The sequence below is a fragment of the Rhodococcus sp. 2H158 genome (assembly GCF_053764755.1).
Genome location: NZ_JBSNCE010000020.1, coordinates 56,474 through 75,217, shown reverse-complemented (window position 1 = coordinate 75,217; position 18,744 = coordinate 56,474). Strand labels below are relative to the sequence as shown.

The 18,744-nt window shown below is 69.8% G+C and carries 20 protein-coding genes; 6 read left to right on the top strand and 14 right to left on the bottom strand.

The window, feature by feature from the left end; translation table 11 throughout:
• Window positions 1-12: 12 nt before the first annotated feature.
• Complete coding sequence (locus ACWPOB_RS19710) at window positions 13-786, bottom strand: SDR family NAD(P)-dependent oxidoreductase (RefSeq protein WP_196813340.1); 774 nt, start codon at window positions 784-786, stop codon at window positions 13-15.
• Between the two features lie 44 nt (window positions 787-830).
• Window positions 831-1,994: an acyl-CoA dehydrogenase family protein gene (locus tag ACWPOB_RS19705; protein ID WP_029546558.1), complete on the bottom strand. Its 1,164-nt coding sequence runs from the start codon at window positions 1,992-1,994 to the stop codon at window positions 831-833.
• Between the two features lie 258 nt (window positions 1,995-2,252).
• On the opposite strand from ACWPOB_RS19705, the gene ACWPOB_RS19700 reads away from it, so the two are divergent.
• From ACWPOB_RS19700 to ACWPOB_RS19685, 4 genes are all read left to right on the top strand, one after another.
• On the top strand, window positions 2,253-2,807 hold the full coding sequence (locus tag ACWPOB_RS19700; RefSeq protein WP_100055531.1) for a nuclear transport factor 2 family protein: 555 nt from the start codon (window positions 2,253-2,255) through the stop codon (window positions 2,805-2,807).
• Between the two features lie 95 nt (window positions 2,808-2,902).
• Window positions 2,903-4,078 (top strand): thiolase family protein, encoded by a 1,176-nt coding sequence (locus ACWPOB_RS19695; RefSeq protein WP_455401845.1) that lies wholly within the window; start codon window positions 2,903-2,905, stop codon window positions 4,076-4,078.
• A gap of 27 nt (window positions 4,079-4,105) precedes the next feature.
• Window positions 4,106-4,870, top strand: coding sequence for an SDR family NAD(P)-dependent oxidoreductase (locus ACWPOB_RS19690; protein WP_100055530.1), 765 nt, complete (start codon window positions 4,106-4,108; stop codon window positions 4,868-4,870).
• A 9-nt stretch (window positions 4,871-4,879) separates the two neighbouring features.
• The gene (locus ACWPOB_RS19685) at window positions 4,880-5,644 is read left to right on the top strand and encodes a crotonase/enoyl-CoA hydratase family protein (protein ID WP_100055529.1); all 765 of its coding nucleotides are present in this window, start codon (window positions 4,880-4,882) and stop codon (window positions 5,642-5,644) included.
• 129 nt (window positions 5,645-5,773) lie between these two features.
• Here ACWPOB_RS19685 and ACWPOB_RS19680 read toward each other — a convergent pair whose 3' ends face one another.
• The 9 genes from ACWPOB_RS19680 to ACWPOB_RS19640 form a co-directional block, all read right to left on the bottom strand.
• Window positions 5,774-6,937 (bottom strand): ABC transporter substrate-binding protein, encoded by a 1,164-nt coding sequence (locus ACWPOB_RS19680; protein ID WP_100055528.1) that lies wholly within the window; start codon window positions 6,935-6,937, stop codon window positions 5,774-5,776.
• A 17-nt stretch (window positions 6,938-6,954) separates the two neighbouring features.
• Complete coding sequence (locus tag ACWPOB_RS19675; protein ID WP_100055527.1) at window positions 6,955-7,680, bottom strand: ABC transporter ATP-binding protein; 726 nt, start codon at window positions 7,678-7,680, stop codon at window positions 6,955-6,957.
• The gene (locus ACWPOB_RS19670) at window positions 7,664-8,482 is read right to left on the bottom strand and encodes an ABC transporter ATP-binding protein (RefSeq protein WP_100055526.1); all 819 of its coding nucleotides are present in this window, start codon (window positions 8,480-8,482) and stop codon (window positions 7,664-7,666) included. Before ACWPOB_RS19670 ends, ACWPOB_RS19675 begins: the two co-directional genes overlap by 17 nt.
• Window positions 8,479-9,465 (bottom strand): branched-chain amino acid ABC transporter permease, encoded by a 987-nt coding sequence (locus ACWPOB_RS19665; protein WP_455401844.1) that lies wholly within the window; start codon window positions 9,463-9,465, stop codon window positions 8,479-8,481. The genes ACWPOB_RS19670 and ACWPOB_RS19665 overlap by 4 nt, the downstream gene beginning before the upstream one ends.
• The gene (locus ACWPOB_RS19660; RefSeq protein WP_006941660.1) at window positions 9,462-10,352 is read right to left on the bottom strand and encodes a branched-chain amino acid ABC transporter permease; all 891 of its coding nucleotides are present in this window, start codon (window positions 10,350-10,352) and stop codon (window positions 9,462-9,464) included. Before ACWPOB_RS19660 ends, ACWPOB_RS19665 begins: the two co-directional genes overlap by 4 nt.
• Window positions 10,353-10,451: 99 nt before the next feature.
• The gene (locus ACWPOB_RS19655) at window positions 10,452-11,636 is read right to left on the bottom strand and encodes an ABC transporter substrate-binding protein (RefSeq protein ID WP_100055525.1); all 1,185 of its coding nucleotides are present in this window, start codon (window positions 11,634-11,636) and stop codon (window positions 10,452-10,454) included.
• 105 nt (window positions 11,637-11,741) lie between these two features.
• Window positions 11,742-12,992, bottom strand: coding sequence for a quinolone resistance protein norA (locus ACWPOB_RS19650; RefSeq protein ID WP_455401843.1), 1,251 nt, complete (start codon window positions 12,990-12,992; stop codon window positions 11,742-11,744).
• A complete protein-coding gene (gene fdxA / locus ACWPOB_RS19645; RefSeq protein WP_100059118.1) occupies window positions 12,989-13,306 on the bottom strand; it encodes a ferredoxin in 318 nt (105 codons plus the stop codon). Before fdxA ends, ACWPOB_RS19650 begins: the two co-directional genes overlap by 4 nt.
• A gap of 66 nt (window positions 13,307-13,372) precedes the next feature.
• A complete protein-coding gene (locus ACWPOB_RS19640) occupies window positions 13,373-14,581 on the bottom strand; it encodes an MFS transporter (protein WP_455401842.1) in 1,209 nt (402 codons plus the stop codon).
• A 116-nt stretch (window positions 14,582-14,697) separates the two neighbouring features.
• Between ACWPOB_RS19640 and ACWPOB_RS19635 the strand changes: the two genes are divergently transcribed.
• Window positions 14,698-15,456, top strand: coding sequence for a M50 family metallopeptidase (locus ACWPOB_RS19635; protein WP_455401841.1), 759 nt, complete (start codon window positions 14,698-14,700; stop codon window positions 15,454-15,456).
• Here ACWPOB_RS19635 and ACWPOB_RS19630 read toward each other — a convergent pair whose 3' ends face one another.
• Window positions 15,457-16,119 (bottom strand): cyclase family protein, encoded by a 663-nt coding sequence (locus ACWPOB_RS19630; RefSeq protein ID WP_100058838.1) that lies wholly within the window; start codon window positions 16,117-16,119, stop codon window positions 15,457-15,459.
• Between the two features lie 64 nt (window positions 16,120-16,183).
• Entirely contained in the window at window positions 16,184-17,608 is a 1,425-nt protein-coding gene (locus tag ACWPOB_RS19625; protein ID WP_455401840.1) for an FUSC family protein, read from the bottom strand.
• 72 nt (window positions 17,609-17,680) lie between these two features.
• Between ACWPOB_RS19625 and ACWPOB_RS19620 the strand changes: the two genes are divergently transcribed.
• Window positions 17,681-18,193, top strand: coding sequence for a MarR family winged helix-turn-helix transcriptional regulator (locus tag ACWPOB_RS19620; RefSeq protein ID WP_100056035.1), 513 nt, complete (start codon window positions 17,681-17,683; stop codon window positions 18,191-18,193).
• 9 nt (window positions 18,194-18,202) lie between these two features.
• On the opposite strand, the gene ACWPOB_RS19615 is transcribed toward ACWPOB_RS19620, so the two are convergent.
• A complete protein-coding gene (locus tag ACWPOB_RS19615; protein WP_455401839.1) occupies window positions 18,203-18,676 on the bottom strand; it encodes a hypothetical protein in 474 nt (157 codons plus the stop codon).
• Between the last annotated feature and the right edge of the window lie 68 nt (window positions 18,677-18,744).

Genomic DNA, 18,744 nt, shown 5'->3' with positions numbered 1-18,744 from the left:
TCGAAGTGGTCGTTACTGAGCGGTGAGTCCGCCGTCGACCGGAATGGTCACGCCGGTGATGTAGCTGGCATCGTCGCTGTTGAGGAAGGCGATCACCGACGCGATCTCCTCGGGCTGAGCACCCCGGCCGAGCGGGATGGTGGCGACGAAGTCCTTGGTCAGAGCCGAGACGTCGGCGCCGGGCTCGCGCCCGAAGAACTGCGAGAGCATCGGCGTGACGACCTGGCCGGGGCAGATCACGTTGACCCGGATACCGTCCTTGGCGCCGACGAGCGCGAGGGAGCGGGCGAACGGGACGAGCGAGCCCTTGGTCATCGAGTAGATCGGGCTGAACGGCGAACCGATCAGCGCGGACGTCGACGACGTGAGGGTGACCGAGCCCTTGCCCTCCGCCTTCTTCAGCAGGTCGAAGCCGAGGGTGGTGGAGTAGTAGGCGCTCTTGACGTTGACCGCGATGTTCTTCTCCCAGTCGGCGTCGCCGACCTCGAGGCCGCCCGGGCCGGGCATGCCGACCTGCGCGTGCAGCGCATGGAGGACGCCGTGGTCGGCGTCGATCTTGCCGAACAGCGACCGGAGATCGTCGTTGTTCGTCGCGTCCACCCGCATCGGAGTGGCCTGACCGCCCTCGGCCCGGATCTCCTCGGCGACGGTGACCGCACCGTCCTCGGACAGGTCGGCGACGTACACGTGGCCGCCTTCCTGGGCGATGCGATGGCTGATCGCGCGGCCCATGCCCGAACCACCGCCGATGATCGCGGCAATACGTCCCTCGTAACGACCCAGCATTTCGTTCACCTCGTTCTCGAGAAGTTCTTCGTTGATGTGCAATGTCAGGCGCGCTGATCGAACGTGCGGCCCAGGAGCTCGGAGACGATCCGGGTGCGCTGCATGGTCGGCGTGCCGCCCGCCAGCGCCCATCCGTGCGAATCGCGGTGCAGCCGCTCGATTCCGAACTCCTCGGTGTACCCGTTGCCGCCGTGCAGCTGGATCGCCATGTCGGTGACGCGCTTGGCCATCTCGTTGGCGGTGCACTTGGCGAGGGAGACCTCGAGCGGATCGGGCAGGCCGTCGGTGATGTTCGCGACGGCGCGATCGCGGAGCAGCCGAGCGGCCTCGACCTGCAGGACCATGTCGGCCAGGGTCATCTGGACGGACTGGAACTCGACGAGCGGCTTGCCGAACTGGTGGCGCTCCTGCACGTAGGTGACGGTGCGGTCGAGCGCCTCCTGCCCGATGGCCAGGCTCATGGTCGTGTTGCCCAGGCGCTCGATGGTGAACGCGCCGAACAGCTTCCTGAAGCCGCCGGCCTCGGCGACGATGTTCTCCTCCGGAACGACCACGTCGTCGTAGAAGATGTCGGCCGACGGAATGCCCCGGAAACCCATGAGCTTTTCGCGGGCGCCGTAGCTGATGCCGGGCCGGTCGGCCTCGACGAGGACGGCCCCGATGCCCTTGGCGCCGGGGGCATCGCCCATGCGGCAGTAGGTGAGGTAGACGTCGGCCTCGCTGCCGTTGGAAATCCACCGCTTCATGCCGTTGACGACGACACCCTTGTCGGTGCGCACGGCCTTGGTGGTCATGTCGGTGGCGGCGGAGCCGGCGTCGGGCTCGGAGATCGCGACGGCCATGGTCTTCTCGCCGGCGACGATCTGCGGCAGGAACGTCTTCTTCTGGTGTTCCGTGCCCAGGCGGGCGATGGCCTGCGCCGGGCCGGTGTTGGATTCGAAGATCTGGAAGGCCGCCGGCCGGCACACCTTCGCGAACTCCTCGATCACCGCCAGGGCGTGGGACAGCGGGGCGCCGGACCCTCCGTACTCCTCCGGCAGCGAGATGCCGAGATAGCCCAGCTCGCCGAGGAAGCGACGCTCGTCGTGCGGGAACGCGGTGCGTTCGAGATCCCACTGCGCAGCCTTCGGTGCGTAGCGCTCCCGGGCTACGGTCGCCGCGGCCGCACGGATGTCCCGGAGCTCGTCGTCGACGTGCGATGTCGCCATGTCCCCACCTTTCTGTGTTCATCATTAACCTAAAGCGCCCACCGGATGTGGTCAAGGTCACTCAGTTCGATGACTCACATACTAACCATGATAATGATTAAGAGGCAATCGCTTCTCTGGTTGATGGTCGCCATCCAGGCCCGAGAGGGCCGTCACCTGCGGAATCCGTGACGTCGCCGGCGCCGCCCTGTCCTTCCCGCGCCTCCACCACCTATTGTGCAATACATCACAATCGTTATCAGTTTCTGCGGAGGTCACATGACGACACTCGACTCGTCCCCCGGGGCGCTGGAGGACCTGGCCCGGCGCCTCACCCGGCTCGAGGACCGTGCGCGCATCCAGGACCTCGTCGCGGCCTACGCCATCGCCGTCGACGACCACGACCTCGAGACCCTGCTCTCGCTGTTCACCGAGGACGGCGAGTTCGAGCGCGCCGGCTCCATCGCCCACGGGCGCGAGGAGATCCGCGAGTTCTACGTCGCCGCCATGGACCGCTACAGCCTGACCCTGCACTCGCCGCAGAGCGACCAGATCTCCGTCGACGGGGACCGCGCACGCGGATTGCTCACGGGCCGAGCAGAACTGGCGCTCGACGGGACGTTGATGATGGCGGCGTACCGGTACTCCGACGAGTACGCCCGCGTGGACGGCCGCTGGTTGTTCCGGCGCCGGGACCTGCGGTTCATGTACGCCGTGCCGTTCGAGCGGATGAATGCGGGCCTGTGCACGACCGAGCGCATCCAGTGGCCGGGCACCCCGCCCCGGCGCGCCGACTTCCCCGAGTCCCTGCCGACCTGGTCGACCTACCGATGAGGGCCCTACCGGTGTGACGCGGGCCATACGATCGGCCGGACAATGGTTTATAGTAACCATCATCATGAATTGATCTCCCGACTGGAGGAACGCCCATGACCCGCGCTGTCATCGTCGACGCCGTCCGATCCCCCATCGGACGGGGCAAAGCACAGGGAGCGCTGGCCGGGGTGCACCCCAGCGATCTGCTCGCCCAGGTGCTGGCCGGGCTCGTCGGCCGCAACGACCTCGATCCCGGCCTGATCGACGACGTCCTCATCGGCTGCGTCAACCAGTCCGGCGAACAGTCCGCCACCCCCGGGCGGCAGGCCCTGCTCGCAGCCGGATTTCCCACGCACGTGCCGTCCGTGACCATCGAACGCAAGTGCGGCTCCGGCCAGCAGGCCGTCGACTTCGCGGTCCAGGGCATCGCCGCCGGCGCGTACGACATCGTCGTCGCCGGCGGCGTCGAGTCGATGAGCCGGGTCCCGATGGGATCGGCGGCCATGGGCAAGGACCCGCACGGGCCCGCCGTGCGCGAGCGCTTCCCCGATCTCGTCCCGCAGGGCATCGCCGCGGAGCTCGTCGCGCAGAAGTGGGCTCTGAGCCGAGCCGAGCTGGACGAGTACTCGGCCCGCTCGCACGAACGCGCGGCACACGCGCGCGCCGCGGGCTGGTTCGACGGCGAGATCGTCCCCGTCACCACCCCCGACGGCGTGGTGACCGCCGACGAGACCATCCGCGAGGGCACCACCGCCGGCAGGCTCGCCGGTCTGCCCGCGGCCTTCGACACCGACACGTGGCGCGAGCGCTTCCCCGACCTGGACTGGAGGGTCACCGCGGGCAACTCCTCGCAGATCTCCGACGGCGCGGCCGCCCTGCTGATCATGTCCGAGGAGAAGGCGGCCGCGCTCGGCCTGCGCCCCCGGGCCGCGATCGTGGCCTCGGCCGTCGTGGGCGACGATCCCACCCTCATGCTCACCGGCCCCATCCCCGCCACCGAAAAGGTCCTCGCCCGGGCCGGCCTGTCCGTCCGGGACATCGCCGCCTTCGAGGTCAACGAGGCATTCGCCGCGGTCCCCCTCGCCTGGCAGCGCGAGATCGGCGCGTCCGACGACGTCCTGAACCCGCTCGGCGGCGCCGTCGCCCTCGGACACCCGCTGGGCGCGTCCGGTGCCCGGCTGATGACCACCCTGCTCAACCACCTCGAACGCACCGGCGGGCGCTACGGCCTGCAGACCATGTGCGAAGCCGGCGGAATGGCCAACGCGACCGTCGTGGAACGCCTGTAGAAACCCACTTCCGACTCAGGAGAAATCATGGACATCACCCAGGGATCGGCGGTAGTGACCGGCGGGGCCTCCGGCCTCGGTCTGGCCACCGTCAAGCGCTTCGTCGGCCTCGGCGTGCCGACGGTGATCCTCGACCTGCCCACCTCCGACGGGGAGGTCGTCGCCAAGGAACTCGGCGAGCTCGCCGTATTCGCACCGGCCGACGTCACCGAGCCCGACGCGGTGAACCGCGCACTCGACGCGGCCGAGGAACGCGCTCCGCTCCGGGCCGTCGTGCACTGCGCCGGCCGCGGCGGCACCGTCCGCGTCGTCGAGAAGGACGGCACCCCCGGTTCGCTGGACATGTACGAGAACCTGATCCGGATCAACCTGATCGGATCGTTCAACGTGCTGCGCCTGTCGGCCGCCCGCATGGTGAACAACGAGCCCGTCGACGGCGAACGCGGCGTCATCGTCCTCACCGCGTCGGTCGCGGCGTGGGAGGGCCAGATCGGCCAGATCCCCTACGCCTCCGCCAAGGCCGGTGTCGTCGGCATGACCCTCGTCGCCGCCCGTGATCTCGCCCGGAAGCTCGTGCGCGTCAACAGCATCGCGCCGGGCACCTTCGACACACCGATCCTGTCCCGGTTCTCGCAGGAGATCCGCGACGGACTCGCCGCCCAGACCCCGCACCCCGCCCGCCTCGGGCAGCCCGACGAGTACGCGAAGCTCGCCCTGTCGATCGTGGACAACGCGATGATCAACGGCGAGACGATCCGTATCGACGGCGCGATCCGCATGCAGCCCCGCTAGGAGACAGCCATGGACACCCCCGTACACGTCGAACAGTCCGACGGCGTGCAGATCATCACGATCAACCGGCCCGAGGTGCGTAACGCGATCAACACCGAGACCGCCGTCGCCGTCGCCGCGGCCCTCGACGACCTCGACGCCCGCGACGATCTCGTCGCCGGCGTGATCACCGGCGCCGGCAAGACCTTCTGCACCGGGATGGACCTGAAGGCCTTCCTCGCCGGCGAACGCCCCTCCGTCGAGGGTCGCGGCTTCGCGGGCATCACCGAGAAGTCCCCTGCCAAGCCGCTCGTCGCGGCGGTCGAGGGACACGCCGTGGCCGGCGGGTTCGAGATCGTGCTCGCCTGCGACCTCATCGTCGCCTCCGAGACAGCCGTCTTCGGCCTCCCCGAGGTCAAGCGCGGCCTGCTCGCCGGGGGCGGCGGACTCCTGCGGCTGCCGCGCCGTGTCCCGCACCAGCTCGCCGTCGAATGGTGCCTCACCGGTGAGTACTTCTCCGCGCAGACCGCGTACGAGGCGAAGCTGCTCAACCGCCTCGTGCCCGAGGGGCAGGCGCTCACCGAGGCGATCGCCCTGGCGAAGACCATCGCGAAGAACGGCCCGCTCGCACTGCGCGCCACCAAGCAGATCATCGCGCAGGCCCGGGACTGGTCCAACGAGGAGGAGTTCGAGCGCATGCGCGAGATCTACGAGCCGGTGCGTTCCTCCGCCGACGCGAAGGAAGGCGCGCTGGCGTTCAAGGAGAAGCGCGAACCCGTCTGGCAGGGACGCTGACTCAGCGGTACGACGAGCGGGGCCCGGGGAGGAAATCCCCGGGCCCCGCTCGCATTCGTGCGTCGAAAGACCGAATGTCACACCGCTTCGATCAGATCGAAGCGGTGTGACATTCGGCCACAGAATGAATCAGGCCGACGGCTTGGAGACGACCACCTCACGGCTGCCGTCCCATTCGACGAGCACGCCCGGGGTGCGCATGTCGTGACCGTCGAACGTGATCTCGCCCTGTGCACCGTCGAATCCTTCGGCGGTGACCTGCTCGAGGCCGCGCTGGATGTCCTCGCGGGACGCACCGCCGGAGGCCTTGATCGCGCGCGCCAGCAGCCATGCGGCGTCGTAGCCCTCGGCCGCGTAGTTCAACGGGTCCTCGTTGTACTTCGCCCGGTACGCCGCGACGAAGTCCTGGGACGACGCCGCCGGCTGGTCGAGAGTGAAGTTGGCGGTCCAGAACATGCCGGCGCCGTCAGCCCCCGCCGGGACGAGGTTCTTCGCGCCTGCACCGGTCTGGCCCAGCACCGGTCCCGTGTATCCGGCCTGGCGCAACTGCCGCATGGCCGTGGCGTTCTGGGCGCCGGTGAGCAGCATCGCCACGGCGTCGGGCCGCTCCCCGGCGATCTTCGTCGCCGAGGACGCGAAGTCCTGGGTGGTGTTCTGCACGGACGTCGTCGAGAGGATCTGGTAGCCGTGCTCGGCCTGCCCCTCGGGAAGGTTCTTCTCCGCCATCTCCGCGAGGGCCGGGTTGGCCGCGTTGAACAACACGCTGACCCGCTCGACGCCGAGGTCCTCGAGATGAGCCAGGGAGGTGCCGATGTGCGTGGTCTGCGGCGGGGTCGCCCGGAAGGTGTAGTCGCCGCCGAGCACCCCGTCGCTGGCAGACTGCGTGTAGACGGTCGGCAGCTTCGCCCGGTCGACGAGCGGCGAGATCGCGATCGCCTGGGCACTGGAGATGCCGCCGAGCAACGCGCTGACCGAGCGGTCCGCGGTCGCTTCGGTCGCCTGGCTCACAGCGGTCTGCGTGTCGCTGGCCGCATCGCGGCTCTCGAGCACGAGCTTCGACTCACCGAGGAACCCACTGCTGTTGACCTGTTCGACGGCGAGCTCGATACCCCGGAACTGGGGCAGGCCGCCGAAGGCGGTCAGACCGGTCTTGTCGGTCACGGACACGATCTTGATCTCGCCGGGCATCTCGCCGGACCCCACGGTTCCGCCGCCGCCCGAGCCGCACGCGGTGGTCAGGGCGAGCCCGGCGACACCGGCCAACGCGGCGACGGCAATACGCTTGTTCTTCATTCTCTTCCGTTCTCGGTTCAGTTGTCGGTTCCGGTGAGCGCGGCTTCACCGAGGAAGGCCAGCACCACGGACGAGTGGTTCCGCGCCTCGTCGACCGGTCCGGAGTACACGGATTCGCCGCGGTTGACCACGACGACGTCGTCCGCGATCTTCATGCCGGCCTCGGCGTTCTGTTCGACCATGAGGACGCCGATGCCACGGTCGGCGATGCTGCGCACGCTGGCCATGACCCGGTCGACCACGGCGGGGGCCAGACCCATCGACGGCTCGTCCATGAGGATGTACCCGGGCTGCGACATGAGGCTGCGGCCGAAGGCGAGCATCTGCTGCTCGCCGCCGCTGAGCAGGCCGGCGGGGCCGGACTGCCGCTCCTCGAGGATGGGGAACATCTCGAACACGGTCCGCATCGATTCCTCGCGGGCCTTCTTCGACGCCACCAGGCCACCGATCTTGAGGTTCTCGTACACGGTGAGCGAGCCGAACACCTTGCGGCCCTCGGGAACCAGGGAGATACCCCGCTTGAGGATCTTATGGGCGGGCCATCCCTTGATCGACTCGCCGTCCAGAAGCACGTCCCCGGAGCTGGGCGTGGTCAGCCCCGCGACGGTGCGCAGGGTGGTGGTCTTGCCGGCGCCGTTGGCGCCGAGGACGAGCGTCACCCGGCCCGGCCGCGCGGTGACAGACACCCCGCGCACCGCACTGACCTTGCCGTAATCGACGTGCAGATCACGAATCTCGATCATCGTTGTCCTGCTTTCCGAGATAGGCCTCGCGTACCGCCGGATCACGCACCACGTCGGCGGGGGAACCGGAGGCGATGAGCTGTCCGGAGTTCATGGCGAAGAGGTGATCGCAGACGTCCACCATCATCTGCACGTCGTGTTCGACGATCAGCTGGGTGAGTCCTTCCGAGCGCAGGTCGGACATCAGCCGGCCGATCTCCTCGCGTTCGAAGCGGTTCATGCCGGCGGTGGGTTCGTCGAGCAGCAGCAGCTTCGGCGACATCACGATGGCGCGGGCGATCTCCACCCGGCGCTGCAGGCCGTACGAGAGCTGGCCGGGGCGCAGCTTCTCCTTGCCGTCGAGCCCGGTGCGCTCGAGGGCGGTGCGCACGGCCGCCTCGGCGGCATCGCGTTCGGTGCTGTCGACCCGTCGCCACCACCGTCGCGGTCCCGCGATCAGATCGTGCCCGAGTTCGACGTTCTCGTGCACGGTGAGATCGTCGAGGAGACGGACGGTCTGGAAGGTGCGCCCGATGCCGAGCCGGGCCACCTGCTCCGGTTGGACGCCGGAGAAGTCCCGCCCCTCGAAGTGCATCGATCCGCGGGTCAGGGGCGTGAGCCGGGTGACGGCGCCGAGCAGGGTGCTCTTGCCCGACCCGTTGGGTCCGAGGATGCCGGAGATCAGGCCGCGCTCGAGGCCGAGGGTGATGCCGTCGACGGCCTTGATGCCACCGAAGTGGACCGCAAGATCCTCGATGCGCAGCACCTGGTCCGGAACCCGCCGGCCGGGAAGGCCCTCCTGGGGAGCGGCTTCGGTGGTCATCGCGTTTCTCCTGTCGAGGCGGAGTGGGCACCGGTGCCGGCGAGTTCGGCGCCGAGTTCGGCGGCGGCCGCGTCGTCCGCCGCGTCGGCGAGACGTTCCGCAGCGGCCTCGTCCTCGAGCGCCGCGCTGTCGCGGCGGGCGAGGCGCCGACGGTACAGATCGGTGACGACGCCGGTGATACCGCCGGGCATGAAGATCGCGGCGATGGCGACGATGATGCCGTAGACGATGCTCTGGTAGGTGCCCACCTGCTCCAGCATCACCGGAAGCCACGTGAAGATGAGGGCGCCGATGAGCACACCGAGCCAGGACCGGGAACCACCGACGATGATGATCGTCAGCGCGAGCACGATCAGCGGGAAGCCGATGTTCTCCGGGGCGATGGCCGTCATCATCAGGATGTTCAGGGCGCCTCCGAGCGCGCCGAGCACACCGCTGATCACGAAGGACATCCGGCGGTAGCGGGCGACGTTGATGCCCATGGCCGAGGCGAGTTCCGGGTCTTCGCGGACCGCCTCGATGCGCCGGCCCATGCGGCCGCGCTCGCTGAGGATCATCGCCGCGACCACGGCGGCACAGACGACGGCCAGGTGCGGGACGGAGATCTCCGGGGTGGTGAGAACGCCGAACAGGCCGACCGAGCCACCGGTGAGCTCGCCCCCGTTGTGGGCGACGACGGTGACGATCATGACGAACGCGACGGTGGCCATGGCCAGATACAGACCGGCGAGGCGCTGCAGGATCAGCGAGAGCAGGTATCCGATGACCGCGCAGATCGCGACGATGGCCGCGGTCGCGGAGATCGCGTCGAATCCGTAGTGCAGCACGAATATTGCGGCGCCGTAGGAGCCCATGCCGTAGAAGGCGGCGCCGGCGAAGGAGAACACTCCCATCCGGAACTGGATCTGGATGCTCAGGGCGAGCAGCAGGACCGTGAACGTGCTCTGGATGAGGACGATGTTGGAGAAGTAGAAGTCGCTCATACCCGTCGCACCTCCTTCCTTCCGAAGATGCCCTGCGGCCGCAGCAGCAGAACCACGAGGATGAGGCCGAAGCCGACGGCGTCGACCCAGCCGCCGCCGGTGTAGCGGAGCACCAGGACCTCGGAGAACGCGAGCACCATCGCGCCGAGCGCGGCGCCGCCGGTGCTGCCCACGCCGCCGAGGATGATGATGGCGAACGCCTTGATGAGGAGGGTCTCACCGCTCTCGGCGGTGATGGCGCCGAGGTTGTAGGTGAGCAGGGCACCGGCGAGGCCGGCGAGGCCGCCCGACACCGCCATCGTCAGCAGCGACAGCTGGCGCCGCTTGACACCCATCAGTTCGGCGGTCTCCGAGTCCACGCCGATGGCCCGCAGGGCGAGCCCGTGGCTGGTGTTCTTGAGCCAGAAGGAGATCGCCAGCGTGAGGATCAGCGCGCAGCCGAGCACGATCAGGCCCGTGCTCGTCAGTCGCAGGTCGCCGACGGTGTAGACCGACGTCTCATACGAGCTGCCCACGAAGCCGAACGGCTCGCTCAGCGTGCGGAACTGCACGACGGCGACCGGGATGGTGCCGATTCCGATGCCGCCGATGAGGATCTGCAGTTCGGCGGTCCGCTGGTTCTTGGCCCGGCGCAGGATCGGCTGGAAGGCGAAGACGTCGATGGCCGCCGAGAGCGCCGCCCCGACCACGACGGAGATCAGGCAGACCGTGACGAGCCCGAGACCGACGTTGGACACGATCTGGGAGGCCACGAACGCGGAGAACATGAAGATCCCGCCGTGGGCGAAGTTGAGGATGTCGATCGTTCCCCAGGAGATGCTCATTCCCAGGCAGAAGAGCAGGTAGATGGAGCCGAGCACGAGCGCGTCGATCACCAGCTGTGACATGACGCCTGCCTTCCTCCGGCCGGGATGCCCCGGCGGCGGTGCGATGTTCTTCCGGTCATTCGTCGAACTCCTTGGTGCACAGGTGCGGAGCGATCCGCACTACTTCGCCGATTCCTGGTCGTCGATCAGCACTTCTTCCGTGCCGTTCCATTCCACGAGCACGCCGTTGACACGCATGTCGTTGCCTTCGAAGCGCACCGGGCCGAGCGCGCCGTCGAAGCCCTCGGCCACGACCTGCTCGAGACCGCGCTGCAGGTCGTCGCGGGACGCACCGCCGGAGTTCTTGGCAGCGTGGGCGAGCATCCAGGTCGCGTCGTAGCCCTCGGCCGCGTAGTTCAGCGGATTCTCCCCGTTGTACTCGGCGCGGTACGCCTCGACGAACTGCTGCGACGACTCGTCCTTCTGGTGGAAGCTGAAGTCGGTGGCCCAGTACATGCCCGCGCCCGCGGCACCGGCGGGTGCGAGGTTGCCCGCGCCGGCGGCGGGGTTGCCCACCACGGTGCCGGTGTAGCCGGCCTGGCGCAGCTGCGACATGGCCGTGGAGTTGCCGGCGCCGACGAGCAGGACGATGACCGCGTCGGGCTTCTCACCGGCGATCTTCGTTGCGGTGGTGCCGAAGTCCTGCGTGGTGGCCTGGACGGAGGTGCTCGACAGGATCCGGTAGCCGTACTTCTCCTGGCCCTCGGGGATGGTCTTCTCACCGAGTCCGGCGAGCGTGACGTTGCCCGCGTTGTAGAGCACGCTCACGGTCTTCACGCCCTGCTGCTGCAGCCGCTCGAGCGCCTTGACGAAGTAGGTCTCCATCGGAGCCGTCGCGCGATAGGTGTAGTCGCCGATGACGACGCCCTCGCTGCCGGACTGGGTGAAGATCGTCGGCAGCCCGGCCCGTTCCACGAGCGGGGCGATGGCGACGGCATGGGCGCTGAGCACCGGCCCGAGCAGAGCGCTGACACTCTTGTCGGTCAGCGTCTCGGTGGCCTGGCTGACCGCGGTCTGCGTGTCGCTCGCCGAATCACGCTTCTGCAGAACGATCTTCGAGTCGCCCAGGTAGTTCTGCTCGTTGATCTCTTGGATCGCGAGTTCGATGCCCTTGAGCTGGCTGTTACCGACGTACGCCGTGGTGCCGGTCTGGTCGGTCACGGAGACGACCTTGATCTCGGCCGGCAGGTCACCGTCGGCGACGGTGCTGTTTCCGCCGGAACCGCAGGCGGCCGTGAACAGGACGCCGAACGCGCTCGCGGCTCCGAGCAGACGACGCCGGACTTTCCGGTCGACTCGAGACATGTGTGCACCTTCCGGTCGAATGATATGCATCATTAGTCGTGATGCCCGTCACAGTAGAGCCACGCCGACGAAATGTCCAGAGGTCGACCCGGATATGCGCAGGAATTATTTGCGGGCGGGGACGCGTACGGGGTCCACGGCGACGGCCGGTGTCCACCGACCCCGTCCCGCCCCCGCGACGGCCACACACAAGAGGACAAAAATCGTTACCGCACCGGCGGATCCGTAGGAGTATCCCCACGCCGACGAGAAGGCGCCGGCCACCAGGATCATCACCGCCGCGAAGCCGTACGACGAACACGCGTACAGCGAGGTGCTCCTCCCCTGCTCCACCGGCGTCATGCCGGCGGTGAGCAGGATGAGGCCCTGCGCGTACGCGAAGCCCTGCCCGATGCCCCACAGGAAGCTGCCGGCCAGTACCGGCCACAGCGTGTGGGCGACGAGGCCGGCGGCGACGAACACGCCACCGCCGGCGAGCAGGAGCAGACACAGCTGGGGCCCCGGGGAACGGCCTGCGGCCCGGGCGAGGTAGGGGCCCGACCAGGCCGTGACGAGCAGGATGATGGCGGCGAGGACGCCGACCACCAGCAGCTCGGACCCGATCCCGTCGCGCAACGCCGACGGCAGCACGCCGACGGCGATGCCGCCGACTGTCCACCCGGCCGCACCCAATCCGTAGGCGGGCAACCTGTTCCGGTCGAACGCGGCGCCCGCGCCGGCCGGAACGGGCCCCGCCGGTCGCGGGGGCTCGGCGTGCCGGAGCGCGGAAAGTCGGCGCCTGTTCCCCCACAGCGCGGCGGCGAGCAGCAGTCCCGAGAGCACGAGGGAGACGGCGTGCAGCCGATAGATGAGAACGGTGGGCTCCGGCAGCAATTGGGCGACGGTCGCCGCGGCGATCAGGCCGAGGAACGAGCCGGCGATCGCGCCGGTCGCCGCAAGGGTGCGGCCCGCGTCGCCGCGCGCCGCCACGGCGAGCGTGGCGGCGGATCCGGTGGCGAGCCCGACACACGTTCCGGTCAGGGCACGGCCGACGAAGAGCAGCCAGGCGGTGTCGGCGCCGGACCACAGGGCGACGTCGCCGAGAAGCCCGACGACGAGCGCACCCGGCAGGACCGCCCACGCGAACCGTCCGAGCGCGGTCCTGCTCACGAGCAGGAACATCGACACCAGGGCGACGAAGTACGTCACGAACAGGGCGGCCAGCACGAACGGGGACAGGCCCAGATGGTCCTCGTACAACGGCAGGATCGGGCCCGGAATGTTGGACCCGACGACGGCGAACGTGAACGCGGCCGCCACCGCGGCCCCCAGGAGCACCGGTCCCCGGCCGGGTCGCGGAGCCCGGACCGCGATCATGCCCGTACGGGCAGACTCTTCACGAGCGGTGGGTCGTAGTCGGTCCTTCCGATCTTGGAAGCGCCGCCCGGCGAGCCGATCTCGGCGAAGAAGTCGGCGTTGATCTGCGTGTACCCGGCGCGGTCCTCGGGGACGTCGTCCTCGAAGAAGATCGCCTCGACGGGGCAGACCGGTTCGCAGGCGCCGCAGTCGACGCATTCCTCCGGGTTGATGTACATCATCCGGCCGCCCTCGTAGATGCAGTCCACCGGACACTCCTCGATGCACGCCTTGTCGAGGACGTCGACACAGGGCTCGGTGATGGTGTAGGTCACTGCGCACTCCTCCGATTCGATGACCGCGTGATTTAGGTCATAATCATATTCATTGATTGTCCGGTGTCAATGGGTGTCCGCTCCGAGGGCCTCGACGACCGGCCGGCGACGCACCACCGCGACCCCGGCACCGCACACGCAGGCCAGGAAGAACCCGCAGAAGGCGTAAGTCGCCGGGCGCAAGCCGATTCCGTCCGCCAGGAACCCCAGCCCGAGGATCCCCGACCCGACGGTGGCGTATCCGGCGAGCCACACCATGGACACCACCTCGGCGGTCCGCCCCTCCGGCGCATACCCGCGCGCGAGGGTGAGCCCGGCGAGCTGGGCCAGGCTCTGCCCGAGGCCTGCCGCGATCGCGGCCACGACGATGACGGGCACCGAGGCGGCGCCGACGGCGCCGGCGATGAGCACCGCAGCCAGCGCGGAAACCGAGAGCCCGACCACCGCGACCCGGTAGATGCTCATCCGGCGGACGAGGAACTGCGCCCCGGCCCCGGCCCCGAAGACCACGAACGACACCGCGCCGGCCAGGGTTCGCGAGTCGTTGCCGAGCAGGTCGGCGATCAACGCCGGGCCGAGGGAGATGAACAGCCCCGCCAGCGCGAAGGGGCTGCCGGCCACGGCCATGGCCAGCAGCACGGTTCCCGCGATCTCGCGCGGGACGCTCGGCAGTTGCACCCAGCGACCGCCCACCCCGGCCGGGCGACCGCCGACGGCGGTCAGCGGTATCGCGGCGGCCGCCAGTGGAACGATCAGCACCAGGAAGACCAGGCGTGTGGGCGCCGGCGCGACGTCGGCCAGCACCCCGGAGAGCAGCGGGCCCACGGCCGACCCGGCGACGGGTGCCGCGCTCGCGTACAGGGCGGCACGCGCTCCGCGGCCGGGCCCGAACGCGTCGGCGATCGCCGCCGACCCCGCCGCGCCGAACGCCCCGGACGCGAGGCCGATGAAGAACCGCCCCGCCTCGAGCCACAGCGGCGTGCGGGCCGTCGCGAACACGAGGCAGGCCACGATCGCGAGGCCCAGTGCGGGCAGCAGGACAGCCCGCCGCCCGAATCGGTCCGAAGCGCGGCCACCGAACACCAGCGCCACGACCGACCCGACTATGTAGCTGACGAAGATCAGGCTGACCGTGCTGGGTGGAAAACCCATCTCGCGCTGCCAGACCACATACAGCGGAGCCGGAGCGTTGCTCGCCGCGAACACGAGGAACACCGACAGTGCGATCCACGACGGCCGAGCCACCCGGCGCCTTTCCAGAACCTCGACCGACACCCGGCCTCCCTATTGATATGAATGATTAGCCCCTATAGAGGGTGACACATTCCCGGCGCCCGTGGAGCGAATCGCCGGACCGTACGATGGCGGACTCCCAGAGAAAGGTGCCGACCGTGGACCCTGAGGCCGATCCGTCCACGCCACTCGAGTCCTTCGGGTCGGCGGTCCGCGCCGGATGGCACGCCGTCTCCGCGGTGAGCGAGCCCGCGCCGCCCCTGCTCGTCGCCCTCACCGCCACCGTCGCGCTGGTGCTGGTGACGGTGCGCCCGCTGTGGCTGGTGACCCGGCACGTGATCACCCAGGCACACGAGGGCTCGCACGCGCTCGTCGCACGGCTCGTGGGCCGGCAGCTGGCGGGCATCCGCCTGCACAGCGACACCTCGGGCGTGACCGTGTCCTCCGGCAACCCACGCGGGCCGGGCATGATCGCCACCGCGTTCGCCGGGTACACCGGCCCGGCCGTGCTCGGGTTCGTGGCCGCGACCCTGCTCACCGTCGATCGGCCCGCGGCGGTGCTGTGGTCCGTGCTGGCCGCGCTCGCCCTGCTGATCCTGTTGATCCGCAACTTCTTCGGATTCGTCTCGGTGCTGGCGGCCGGCGCGGTGATCGGGACCGCCGCCTACTACGGCGACGAGCTGGTGCGCTACACCGTCGCGTACCTGACCACCTGGGTGCTGCTGTTCGGGGCCACCCGGCCGGTGCTCGAACTGGCGCGCACCCACCGGCGCGGGCGCGGGCAGGGCTCCGACGCGGATCAGCTGCGGTGGCTCACCCGGGTGCCGACGACGGTGTGGATCGTGGCGTTCGCGGTCGTCACGCTCGGTACCGCGGCGTACGGCACCGCACGCATCGTCGCGACGCAGGTGCCCTGATCACGGCTCGAGCGCGATCGCCACGGCCCGAACCGGGGCGCCGTCCGCGTCCCGCAGCCGCAGCGGAAGAAGACTGATCAGCGGATCGGGAAAGTCGACGAGTTCGAGGTTGCACAGGTTCTCGCACACGATGCCGCCGGCCTCGGCGACGAGCCGATGCGCGGGGTAGTCACTGCCGAGGGCGGAATCGATGCTCGGGGCGTCGAGGCCGACGGTGCGCACGCCCCGCCCGAGCAGCCACCGGCACGCGTCCTCCGACAGATAGGGGTGCTCGAAGTAGGCGTCGGTGCCGTAGTGCTCGGCCCACCCGGTATGCACGAGGACGATGTCGCCGAGGCCCGGGTCCGGTCCGCCGGCCACTCCGTCGACGAGGTGCTGCCGCGTCACCGCGGTGCGCGGCGGCAGGCCCCGCACGTCCAGGATGATCCCGCGACCCACGAAATGGTCGAGCGGCACCCGGTCGATCGGCGCGGCCCCGGCGCGCATGTGCAGCGGGGCGTCGACGTGCGTTCCGGTCTGCGAGCCGATCTCCACCCGCAGCAGGTTGTACCCGTCGCGCTCGAGCGTCGCGTGCGGCGTGAGCACCGGCACGGGATCGCCCGGGTAGACCTGGGTGTCGCCGGAGACGGTGCGGCTCAGGTCGACGATCCGGCGCACGCGCATGCGCCGATGCTAACGGGTGACCCGCGATCCGCGGGGTTACGCAGCGCCGACGTGCGGGGCTCACTCAGCGCGCCGGCGCTGCCGTGAGGTGGTGCCGGTCGGAGCGGTCAATCGTCGCGGCCGCGACGAGCACGCCGACCACCACGCCGACGAGGGTGTCGGCGATCCGGCTCAGCGCGATCTCCGGCCCGACGGACGCCCCGAGACCGGTGAGGAGCAGCGCCATCGCGGTCACCGCGACGGAGGTCGCTGCGTAGTTCTTCATCACGTACAGTTCCGCCACCGTCTGCAGGACGACGATGGCCAGCGCGTACGGCCAGTAGTCGAGGGACAGCGCGAGCAGCGCGGCGGCGAGCACCGCGCCTGCGACGTTGCCGAGCAACCGCTGGATCGCGCGCTGCACGGTGTTCCGGTAGTTGGCCCCCTGCAACGCGGCCATCGCACCCATCGTCGCCCACAGCGGGTGCTGCAGACCGGCGGCCTCGGCGAACCAGCCCGCGATCAGCGCGGCGAGCAGCACCCGGCCCGCGCCGACGAGAAGCGCGCGATCGCGCAACCGGGCGAATCCCTCTCGCACGAACCCGGCGGGGCGCTCGAGGACCGGCGCCCCCGCCGCATCGACGCGAGGAATGGCGATGTCGCGCCGCACCTTTCGCAGCTCGGCCTCGAACAGGGCGAATTCGGCGACGCGATCGGCCGCGACGCCGGACGCGGCCCCGTCGACGACCGTCTCGGCCGCGTCGAGCAGCGCGAGCAGTTCGTGGGTGTGCCGGTCGGTCCGGCTGAATCCGAGCGCGAGAACCTCGTGGGCGCGGGCGATGGCGGCCCGAGCGTCCGGCACGGCCCGTTCGCCGTCGCGTTCGATCGCCGCGACCGCCGCCAGGGCCCGGGCCACGGCGAGCCGGGCGGGACCGTGCGGGTGATGCAGCGCGGGCAGCATCGCGACGGCCCAGCCGACGAGCGCGCCGAGGGCCGTCGCGACGACCACGTCGCGCACGTCCACGGCGGTGCGGGCGAATCCGGCGGCACCGGCCGCGGCGAAGATGAGGATCACCGGGCCGGGGCCGGACAGCCGGAAGGCCCCGAGGATCCAGAAGGCGATCGCGGCCGCGACGGAGAGCACCGCGATCTGCGTCCACATGGCCGCACCGGTGGTCCCCACGGCGGCACCGAGTGCGGCGTACCCGACCACCCCGAGGCCGACGACCGCGATCTTGCCGGCCTGCTGCGAGTAGGGCTCGTACCGGCCGAACGCCGAGGCGAGCGCACCGAGGGCGGCGAAGCCGGCCAGATGCGGCAGATCCAGCAGCCCTCCCGCGACGAGGACTACGAGAACTGCCGCCCCGACGCGCAGCGCCGGAGCGCGCGTGGCGTCCGCACTGCGGAACTCGAGCGACTCGCGCCACGCCGTCGGCGAGAGGGAGTGCGCGAGGGCGGTCCGCGAGTGACGGAGGCGGCTGCGGTCCGGGGCAGAGGTAGCGAGGGGCACTCCCCCACTGTAGATAATTCACATATAAATTAAATATAAATCGATTGTGAGACTCATCGCTAGAATGGGCCCATGACGGACGCCACCCAGCCCGAGGACTTCGTCGACCGCGTGCGGGTCGGCTGGGCCGAGACGTACCCCGACATCGACACGCGACCCATCGACGTCGTCGGCCGCGTCACGCGGATCAGCTCCCTGGTGCTCGCCCAACTGGACCGCGAACTCGTCCCCAGCGGCGTCACGCGCCCCGAATTCGAGGTGCTGTGCGCCCTCGCCCGCAGCGAATCACCGCTGCGCGCCAGCGAAGTCACCTCCGTCACCGGACTGAGCGGTGCTTCCACCACCAAGCACGCGGACCGCCTCGTCGGGCTCGGACTCGTCGAACGTCAGCGCTTCGAGCGGGACGGTCGCGTGGTCCTGCTCGCACTCACCGATGCGGGGCGAGCCGTGGTCGACACCGAGTTCCCGCGCCGGGTCACCCGGGAACGCCACCTGCTCGACGGATTCACCGACGGCGAACTCGACACCCTCACCGCTCTGCTGCGGCGCCTCACCCGCGAGGTCGAGGCGCAGACCCGGCCCTGATCCGGGACGTCAGGGCAGCTCGATCGTCTCGGCGCGTTCGATCTCGCCCAGCGCGCGGCGCAGGTAGAGCTCGGGACCCACCCGGCGTGCCGCGAGCAGATCCGCGAGCACGACCAGCCCCGCCCGCAGGTACTCGTCGGGGCGAGCCTTCGGCGCGTCGGGATCGGACACCCCGAGCGTGCCGGTGAGCACCGAGACCAGCGTGTCCGGCTGCAGCGACGGCAGCCACGTCGACGCCGTGCGCGCGCTGCGCTCCAGCACCGCCTGCACGTCCTCGCCGGTCAGCCCGTCCGGATGCAACTCCTCGAGCAGTTCCCGCATCATCGTCGCGTGTACCCCGGCGACCTGCTCGTACGGCAACGCGGCGAGCTCGGTCACCGCGTCCTCCCACGCCGGCACCGACTGCGCCCGGGCCGCGGCGAGCGCGGTCGCGGTGTGATCCGCAACGTCGCGTGCGATCTCCGGCCACTGCGTTGGCCACACGATGTCCTCCTACGTTGTCCTCCTACGTTGTCCTCCCACGTTGCCGACGTGCCGCCGCCAGCCTGCCA